General features: G+C 69.8%; 7 protein-coding genes and 1 pseudogene. 3 read left to right on the forward strand and 5 right to left on the reverse strand.

Annotation, left to right across the window (positions count from 1 at the left end; all coding sequences use genetic code 11):
* Nucleotides 1-632, reverse strand: a pseudogene (locus JMF90_RS12685) (aminotransferase class III-fold pyridoxal phosphate-dependent enzyme); the annotation flags it as partial.
* A gap of 78 nt (nt 633-710) precedes the next feature.
* Between JMF90_RS12685 and JMF90_RS12690 the strand changes: the two are divergent.
* Nucleotides 711-1,595, forward strand: coding sequence for a LysR family transcriptional regulator (locus tag JMF90_RS12690; protein WP_011547166.1), 885 nt, complete (start codon nt 711-713; stop codon nt 1,593-1,595).
* Between the two features lie 13 nt (nt 1,596-1,608).
* Here JMF90_RS12690 and JMF90_RS12695 read toward each other — a convergent pair whose 3' ends face one another.
* From JMF90_RS12695 to JMF90_RS12710, 4 genes are read right to left on the reverse strand one after another with little or no spacing between them, the layout of a single operon-like run.
* Entirely contained in the window at nt 1,609-3,039 is a 1,431-nt protein-coding gene (locus JMF90_RS12695) for an isochorismate synthase (RefSeq protein WP_011547167.1), read from the reverse strand.
* Nucleotides 3,036-3,341 carry an isochorismate lyase gene (locus tag JMF90_RS12700; RefSeq protein ID WP_011547168.1) on the reverse strand — a complete coding sequence of 102 codons (306 nt, stop codon included), beginning with the start codon at nt 3,339-3,341 and terminating at the stop codon, nt 3,036-3,038. The genes JMF90_RS12695 and JMF90_RS12700 overlap by 4 nt, the downstream gene beginning before the upstream one ends.
* Nucleotides 3,338-4,111 carry a thioesterase II family protein gene (locus JMF90_RS12705; protein WP_078041584.1) on the reverse strand — a complete coding sequence of 258 codons (774 nt, stop codon included), beginning with the start codon at nt 4,109-4,111 and terminating at the stop codon, nt 3,338-3,340. The genes JMF90_RS12700 and JMF90_RS12705 overlap by 4 nt, the downstream gene beginning before the upstream one ends.
* Entirely contained in the window at nt 4,108-5,760 is a 1,653-nt protein-coding gene (locus JMF90_RS12710; RefSeq protein ID WP_011694812.1) for a (2,3-dihydroxybenzoyl)adenylate synthase, read from the reverse strand. Before JMF90_RS12710 ends, JMF90_RS12705 begins: the two co-directional genes overlap by 4 nt.
* 217 nt (nt 5,761-5,977) lie before the next feature.
* Between JMF90_RS12710 and JMF90_RS12715 the strand changes: the two genes are divergently transcribed.
* Together JMF90_RS12715 and JMF90_RS12720 are read left to right on the forward strand one after the other, a co-directional pair.
* Entirely contained in the window at nt 5,978-6,919 is a 942-nt protein-coding gene (locus JMF90_RS12715; protein WP_011547171.1) for a helix-turn-helix transcriptional regulator, read from the forward strand.
* A 123-nt stretch (nt 6,920-7,042) separates the two neighbouring features.
* The coding region (locus tag JMF90_RS12720; protein ID WP_236597976.1) for a condensation domain-containing protein at nt 7,043-8,557 on the forward strand (1,515 nt) is incomplete at its 3' end.

Here is an 8,557-nt window from a genome sequence, read left to right on the forward strand (position 1 = left end):
CGGCTCCGCGATGAACGCGGCAAGATTGCCGCTCGACTGGCGGTCGATCAGGTCGAACGCGTAGTCGAGCTCGGCGAGCGGGCGTACGCGCCGTTGCGCTCGAAGCGCGGCCGGTACGTGAACGGGGCCGGAATCGCGAACGAACCGACCGCCGCGGGGCCGACGCCCTTGCGGCCGGCGCTGTACGTGGCCGACGCGGCGGCGCCCGTCATCCCGTGCCACGACTGCGCGAAGCCGACGATCTCGTACTTGCCGGTGACGAGCTTCGCCATCCGGATCGCCGCCTCGTTCGATTCCGCGCCGGTGCTGAGCAGCAGCGCGCGGTCGAGCCCGGCGGGCGTGAGGTCGGCCAGGCGCGTCGCGAGCTCGACGACCGGCCGTGACAGCATCCCGCTGAACAGGTGGTCGAGCTTGCCCGCGTATTCGCCGATCACGGACACGATCTCCGGATGGCTGTGGCCGAGCACCGCGCTCATCTGGCCCGACGTGAAATCGAGGATCGCGCGGCCGTCGGCATCGTAGACGAAGCTGCCCTTCGCGCGCTCGACGATCATCGGCTCGAACGTGCCGCCGTAGCGGACCAGGTGCTGCCTGGCGTTGCGCCAGAAGGTTGCGTCGTCGTTCAGGGACATCGGGCGGCTCCGGGCAAAAGGGCAGGGATCGCTTGCAGTCTAGGCGCGCGTCTGGTTTGATGGAATCGAATAGTTCTAATGCAAGCTAGAAAAGGGGCTAATACCTTGGCGCTTTCGCTCGAAATCGACCTGCTGCGCTCGTTCGTCGTGATCGCCGAGGTGCGCGCGCTGAGCCGCGCGGCCGCGCGCGTCGGCCGCACGCAATCCGCGCTCAGCCAGCAGATGAAGCGGCTCGAGGAAGTGGTCGACCAGCCGCTGTTCCAGCGCACCGGCCGTGGCGTGGTGCTGACGCAGCCGGGCGAGCGGCTGCTCGTGCATGCGCAGCGCATCCTGCGGCTGCACGACGAGGCGATGGCCGACCTGTGCGGCACGGGGCTGTCGGGGACGATCCGGTTCGGGTGCCCGGACGATTACGCGCAAGTGTGGCTGCCGTCGCTGCTGCGGCAGTTTTCGAGCCAGCATCCGCAGGCGATCGTCGAAGTCGTCTGTGGGCCGACGCCGCGACTCGTCGAACAGCTGGAGAAGCGCGCGGTCGATCTGGCGATGATTTCCGTGCCGGACGACGGCGCGACCGACGACGTCATTCGCCGCGAGCCGCTGGTCTGGATCGGCTATCCGGGGCTCGCACCCGCGCATTTCGATCCGCTGCCGCTCGCGCTGTCCGATCGCGACACGCTCGATCACCTCGCGGCGTGCGACGCGTTGAACCGCGTCGGCCGCGACTACCGCGTCGCGTATGCGAGCAGCAGCCTCGCCGGGCTGATCGCGCTGGTGCGCTCGGGGCAGGCGTTCGCGGTGATGACGCAGACGGCCGTGCCGGCCGACCTCGCGATCGTCAACGGCGATCCGCGCTTGCCGCCGTTGCCCGCCGTGGGCATTACGCTGCGGTTCGACCGGAAGCGGCCGTCGCACCTGACGGCAGCCTTCGCCGACCATATCCGGCAAACGCTGCCGTTGCTTTGACGGCCGACGGGAATCAGTCGACCATCGACGAAGCCGACGCCTGCGTGTGGCCCGGCCGCTCCGCCGCCGCGTCGCGCACGCGGATCGCCGCCTGCATGCCGGACAGCTTCAGTTCGGTTTCCTGATATTCGTTGACCGGCTCGGAATCGGCGACGATGCCGCAGCCCGCGAACAGCCGGCACGCACCGCCCGCGATCAGCGCCGAGCGCAGCGCGACGATGAAATCGCCGTTGCCGTGCGCATCGATCCAGCCGATCGGCGCCGCATACCAGCCGCGATCGAAGCCTTCGTACGCACGGATATGGTCGAGCGCCGGTGCGCGCGGATGGCCGGCCACCGCGGGCGTCGGGTGCAGCGCCGCGACCACCTGCAACAGCGTCGCATCCGCATTCAGCGTCGCGCGGATCGGCGTGCTCAGGTGCTGGAGCTTCGGCAGCCGGTGCAGCGACGGTTGATCGGGCACGTCGAGCGCGCGCGACAGCGGCGCGAGCGCGGCGCGGATGGCGTCGACGACGAGTGCATGTTCGAGCCGCTCCTTCGCGGAAGCCATCAGCGCGGCGCCGAGTGCGCGATCGTCGTCGGGCGTGGCGCCGCGCCGGATCGTGCCGGCCAGCGCATGCGTGCGCACGTCGCCGGCCGCGACACGCGCGAGCCGTTCCGGCGTCGCGCCGACGAAGCACGCTCCGTCGCGACGGACCGCGAACAGGTGCGCATGCGCGTCGCGCCGTCGCAGCCGGCGCAGCAGCGGCGCGATCGCCACAGGCCGCGCGTACTGTTCGAGCACGTCGCGGGCGAGCACGACCTTGCCGAAGGCGCCGTCGTGGATCGCATCCACCGCACGACGGACTTCGTGCTGCCATTCGCCCGCCTGCAGCGCCTGCGTGTGCAGCAGGTGCGGCGCGTCGTCTTCCGCGGCCGGTGCAAGCGTGCCGAGCGACTCGATCCGCGCGAGGCACGCATGCGCGAGCGCGGTGGGATCGTCGTGGGCGGCGACGACCTGCTGGCAGACGGCCCAGTGCGCATCGCCTTCGCGCACGATCAGCAGCTTCGCCAGCGTCATGCTCGCATCGGGAAACGATGCCCAGTGCGCGCTGCGCGGGCCGCGCGAATCGAACCGGAAGCCGCCGACCAGCCGCGGCGGCTGCGGGCCGGCCGTGATTGCATCACTCACGAGCGTGCGCCAGCGCGCATCGATCTGCGCGAAGCGCGTGTCGCCGGTGGCGCTCAGTTCGACCGCGCAATCCCAGCCGTACAGCGTGACGGACGCATCGCCGGCTTCGTGGAAGCACCACGGCGTGACGCCGTCGTCCCACGCGGCGATCAGGTCGAAGAAGTCGAGCGGGCGCAGCGGCACTGAGACCGACGCCAGCGTCGGCGTGCCGGTGGCGGCGGCGCGGGCCGCACGCGCGAACGTGTCGTGCAGCAGCGGAAGGCCGGCGTTCATGCAAGCCCCCGCTGTTGTCGCCAGTATTGCGTTTGCTGTGCGATGTACCACGCGATGAGCTGGGCGAACAGCGTTTCGACGTAGTCGGCGTCGAGGCCGGCCTGTTCGGCCCAGCGGCGCCGGTCGGGCAGCATCGCGGCCACCCGCTCCGGCGCGGCGATGCTCGCTTCGTTCGGCTTGAAGCGCGACGCGGCCAACACGTACTGCATGCGCCGGCCGAGCGCGTCGATGATGTCGGCGTCCAGCCGATCGATCGCTTCGCGAATGTCGGGCAGCCCCGTGCAGGCGTCCGGTGTTTTCATGTGTACTCCTTTCCGTAACGAAGGGATTGGTCGATCCGTTCGACCAGATGGGCGATCACCGCCGGGTATTGGTGTCGCAGGTAGAAGTGGTCGCCGTTGAACGTCTCGACGCGGATCGGGCGCGCGGCGACGTCCTGCCACGCGTGCGCCTCGTCACTGTCCAGCTCGGGATCGGCGAGCGGCAGCATCACGCCGAGCGGCGCATCGATGCGCGGCGGGCGGTCGCGCCGATACGTTTCGATCGCGCGGTAGTCGTGGCGGATCATCGGCAGGTAGATCGCGCGCATTTCCGGATCGGCGAGCAGCGCGGCGTGCTCGCCGGACAGCCGGGCGACGTCGCCGACGAGCGCGTCGTCTGACTGCAGGTGCAGATCCGACGGGCGCTGGCGATGCGGCGGCGGCAGCGCGGACACGGCCACGTACAGCGGCGCGGCGCCGCGCGCCTCGAGCCGCACCGCGACCTCGTACGCGAGCGCCGCGCCGAGGCTGTGCCCGAACAGCACGAGCGGTGCATGGGCATAGCGTTGCAGCGCGTCGGCAGCGGGGCCGGCGAGCGCGTCGATCGAGGGCAGGCACGGCTCGCCGAAGCGTTCCTCGCGGCCCGGATACTGCAGCGCGAGCAGATCGACGTCCCACGGCAGCGCACGGCTCCAGCCGCGAAAGAAATTCGCGGTGCCGCCCGCGTGCGGAAAGCAGACGAGCTGCGCACGCGGGCACGGCGACAGCCGCAACTCGCGAATCCAGCTCGAACCGGTCGGGTGCGTGCTCATGCGACCGCCGCCTCCAACTGGCGGCGCAGCAGGTCGCGCAGCGATTTCTTGCTGGTCTTGCCGATGCCGGTTTCCGGAAAGCGCGGCATGAATTCGATGCGGTCGGGGATCTTGAACGCCGCGAGCCCGCGGTCGCGCAGGTAGCGTTTCAGCACGAGTCGGGACGGGGCCGGCGCGCGTGCGACCACGAACGCGCAGGTTCGCTCGCCGAGGATCGGGTCGGGCATCGCGACGACCGCCGCATCGTGCACCTGCGGGTGCGCGAGCAACAGGTTCTCCACTTCCTCGGCCGAGACCTTCTCGCCGCCGCGGTTGATCTGATCCTTGTCGCGGCCTTCGACGACGAGGTCGCCGTCCGCGGTGCGCCGCACGCGGTCGCCGCTGCGGTAGAAGCCGTCGGCCGTGAACGCCGTCGCGTCGTGCTCCGCGAGCCGGTAGTAGCCGCGGATCGTGTACGGGCCGCGTACCTGCAATTCGCCGATCTCGCCGGCCGCGGCCGGTGCGCCGCTTTCGTCGACGATGCGTACTTCGTCGCCTTCGGAGACGGGGCGGCCCTGCGTGTGCGCGATGCGCTCGGGCGCATCGTCGAGCCGCGTGCAGCAGATGAGCCCTTCGGCCATGCCGAACACCTGCTGCAGCCGGCAGCCGAGCACGGGCGTCACGCGTTCGGCCGCGTGGTCCATCAGCCGTGCGCCGCCGACCTGCAGCACGCGCAGGCTCGACAGGTCGGTCTGCCGTTGCGGCTGCTCGTCGAGCCACAGCAGCGCGAGCGGCGGCACGAGCGCGGTATGCGTGACGCGTTCCTGCGTGATCAGCGCGAAGCTCTGGTCGGGCTCGGGCCGCGCGGTCGTTACCACCCGGCCACCTGCGAGCAATGCGCCGATCGTGCCGGGGCAGCACAGCGTGAAGTTGTGCGCCATCGGCAGCGCGGCGAGATAGACGGTGTCGGCATCGAAACCGCTCGCGGCGCTGCACGCGCGCACGTTGTACAGGTATTCGCGATGGCGGCGCGGAATCAGCTTCGGCGTGCCGGTCGTGCCGCCCGACAGCTGGAAGCACGCGATGTCGTCGGCGCGTGCAGAGCAGTGGAGCACGGGCGGCGCGTCGTACAGCGCGTCGAACGACGTGAACGCGTGATCGTCGCCGGCCATCACGATGTGCTCGAGCGTCGGGCAGTCGGCCTGCAACGCGGCCGCGAGCGGCCGGCAGTCGAAATCGCCGAGCTGCGACGCGCCGAGATAGGCACGCGCACCGGCGAAGCGGCAGAACGCGCCGATCTCGTAGTGACGGTGCGCGGGCAGCGCGAGCACCGGCCGCACGCCGAGCTGGAACAGCGCGAAGCACGTCTCGATGAAGCGCGCGCCGTTCGGCAACTGGACGACGACAGCGTCGCCGCGCACCAGGCCGAGGCGCGCGAGGCCGCCCGCGAGGCGGCGAATGCGCGCGAGCAGATCGCGATAGCGCAGCCGCAGCGTGCCGTCGACGACGGCGAGCGCGTCGGGATGGCGTTCCGCGCACGCATCGAGCGCGTCGAAGAACGTCGTGTCCTGCCAGTAGCCGGCGTCGCGGTAGCGGCGCGCGAAGTCGTCGGGCCAGTCGGGCGCGTCGGCCGGCACGGCCGCCGCCAGGGAGGAAGGGGAGGATTGCATGCGCTGACCTTGGGTTCCGGCAAGTTGTCAGAAAATGTAAATGAGAGGTATTATCATTTGTAACAGGTGCTGCGATAGCGCCGTTTCTTTCGATATCGCGGCAATTTCGTTCGATCGGGCGTCGGTCGCGCGGCACCCGCCCGGTCCGGCCGGACAATCGGCCGGTTGCCGCCGGCGCGCGCCGGTCCGCGCGTGCCGCCCAACCAACGGACCTCCGATGAGATCGACCTCCTTCGCTTCGTCACGACGTCACCCGCCGGTGCTCGTGCCCGGCAATCATCCGGGTGTGGTGCACATCGACGCGGGCATGAAACTCATGAGCGGCACGCTGTGCTCGGATAGCCGCGACTGGTACGAGGAGCCGCTCGAAAAAGGGCTGAAGCTCGTCCTCGTGCAGAGCGGGCAGTTGCGCTGCCGCGTGCCGGGCCAGCCCGAGCAATGCATCAAGGGGCCGGGCCTGTGCGTGATCGCCAACGACGGCGAATTCACCACCCACCAGATCTACGACCGCGACGTGCCGCTGCGCTACACGATCGTGCAGCTCGGCCTCGATGCGCTCGACCGCAACCTGAGCCTGCTGCCGGAGAAGATGCTCGCGCCGACGGGAGGCGATCCGCGCATCGTCAGTTGCCCGGCGTCGAAGGCGCTGCAGGCGCTCGCCGTGCAGATCGCCACCTGCCCGTTCGAGGGCGCGGTGCGCGAGTACTACCTGAAGGCGAAGGCGTTCGAGCTGACCGCGCTGAGCGCGCAGTTGCTGGCCACGCAGCGGCAGCACGCGCCGGCCGACGTGCGCGTCACGTCGTCGGATGTCGAGCGCGTGTATGCGGCGAGCGACATCCTGACGCGCGAGCTTCAGCATCCGCCGACGCTCGACGCGCTCGCGAGCCGCGTCGGGATGAATTCGCGCAAGCTGACGGCCGGCTTCCGCAAGGTGTTCGGCACGAGCGTGTACGCGTATCTGCAGGAATACCGGCTGCGGACCGCGCACGCGATGCTGTGCGCGGAGGATGCGAACGTGTCGACCGTCGCGTACCGCGTCGGCTACAGCCCCGCGCATTTTTCGATCGCGTTCCGCAAGCGCTACGGCATTTCGCCGAGCGATATTCGCGTGTCGTCGAACGCGATCGACAACGAGGAACTGGCGGGCGCGGCGATCTAAAACAACTGACCGGCAGCCTAAAGGAATCGACCGGGCTCATGGGTGTTAATGAGATAGATTCTCATTCACAGGTGGCCGCCGCCGCGCGGAACCGCCGTCGAACGACCCATACAAGGCGTGCCCATGAGCCAGACCGTTGTCGATTCCACTACCGACCATTCCGATCCTTCCTGTTGTTCTCCCACTGAATTTCGCGCGCGGCTCGTTGCGCTGATCGCCGAGCTGCTCGACGAATCCGTCGACGAGATCGCGTCGCTCGACGATGACGAGGACCTGCTGAGCTGCGGCCTCGATTCGATCCGGCTGATGTATCTGCAGACCCGCGTGAACCGGCTCGGCCATGCGCTGACGTTCGATGCGCTCGCGCGCACGCCGACGCTCGGCGCGTGGACCGCGTTGCTCGCGAATGCGCCGCGTGTCGCGCGGGCGGACGCCGTCGGCGCGGCCGAAGAAGTCGACGTGCATGCGCCGTTCGAGTTGTCCGCGGTGCAGCAGGCGTACTGGCTCGGCCGCGGCGACGGCGAAGTGCTCGGCAACGTGAGCTGCCACGCGTTTCTCGAATTCCGCAGCCGCGCGATTGACCCCGTTCGTCTCGACACGGCATGCCGGCGCGTGCGCGAGCGTCATCCGATGCTGCGCGCGCGTTTCGACGGCGGTCGTCAGCAGATCCTCGCCGAATCGGACGCGCCGGTGTTCGCGCACGCGGACTGGCGCGACCGGACGGCGGCCGATGCGGAAACCGAATGGGCGTCGCTGCGCGCGTTCCGCTCGCACGAATGTCTCGACGTCGAGCACGCGCAGGTGTTCATGATGGGGCTCGTGCAGATGCCTGGCGGCGAGGATCGCGTGTGGCTCAGCGTCGACCTGCTCGCGGCCGACGTGGACAGCGTGCGGCTGCTGATGCAGGAGATCGGCGTCGCGTATGCCGAGCCGTCGGCGCTGCCGGCTGCGCCGTCGACGTGGTTCCCGGCCTGGCTCGCGCGTCGCGCGGCCGAGACGCGCGATGCGCGGGCCGCGGCGCGTGACGCCTGGCAGGCACGGCTTGCGACGTTGCCGGAAGGGCCGGCGCTGCCGCTCGCCCGCGCGCCGGAAACGATCCGCTCGCCGCGTTTCAGCCGCGTGGCGCACAAGCTGAGCACGGATGAGTTGACGCGCCTGCAGGCGCGCGCCGCGCAGCATGGCATCACGCTGTCGTCGGTGTTCGGCGCGGCGTTCGCGGCCGTGCTCGCGCGCTGGAGCGGCCGGCCGGCATTCCTGCTCAACGTGCCGCTGTTCGACCGGCACGGCGATGCGCCCGATCTGGGCCGCGTGATCGCCGATTTCACGACGCTGTTGCTCGTCGAATGCGACGTGCGTGCCGATGCGAGCGCGGCCGACGCGGTGCGCGCGTTCCAGCAGCGGCTGCATGGTGCGATCGCGCAGGCCGCGTATCCGGCGCTCGACGTGCTGCGCGATGCGCGTCGGCAGGGCACGCCGCGCGCGGCGCCGGTCGTGTTCTCGTGCAATCTCGGTGACGAATCGTTCGTGCCCGATGCGTTCGCGCAGGTGTTCGGCGATCTGCACGACATGATTTCGCAGACGCCGCAGGTATGGCTCGACCATCAGCTCTATCGCGTGCCGGGCGGGCGCTGCTCGCGT

Origin of the sequence: Burkholderia sp. E168m23 (genome assembly GCF_016586125.1) — a bacterium.
GTDB classification, from domain to species: Bacteria; Pseudomonadota; Gammaproteobacteria; order Burkholderiales; family Burkholderiaceae; genus Burkholderia; species Burkholderia orbicola.